We start from the raw sequence: 344 nt of genomic DNA, 5'->3' as shown, positions 1-344 counted from the left end.
CACGAAACCGATCTGCGTGAAGATGTTGTTGTCCCCCCCAGAGAGCCAGACGCCGGCGATCGCCGAGAGCAGCGCCATGGGTGCAATCAGCAGCACAGCGAACGGCAGCGACCAACTGTTGTACTGGGCCGCCAGGAACAGGAAGGCGAGCAGCACCGCCAGCGCGAAGATATAGATAGCAGTATTGCCAACTCGCTTTTCCTGGAAAGTCAGGTCCGTCCATTCGTAGGTCATACCGTCAGGCAGCGATTCGCTCACGATCTTCTCAATCGCGGCGGTGGCCTGGCCGGATGAGTAGCCCGGCGCTGGCCCGCCGCTGATGTCCGCCGAGGGGAAGCCGTTGT

The 344-nt window shown here is 61.6% G+C and carries 1 protein-coding gene; it reads right to left on the bottom strand.

Features of this window, described 5'->3' with window-relative positions; all coding sequences use genetic code 11:
• Nucleotides 1-344, bottom strand: a 344-nt coding sequence (locus tag RCF13_RS14750) for an efflux RND transporter permease subunit (protein ID WP_308141298.1), incomplete at both ends; no start/stop codon positions are given.

Source organism: Stenotrophomonas maltophilia group sp. RNC7 (genome assembly GCF_030910085.1).
Classification (GTDB): Bacteria; Pseudomonadota; Gammaproteobacteria; order Xanthomonadales; family Xanthomonadaceae; genus Stenotrophomonas; species Stenotrophomonas sepilia.
This window is presented reverse-complemented; position numbering and strand designations above follow the sequence as displayed.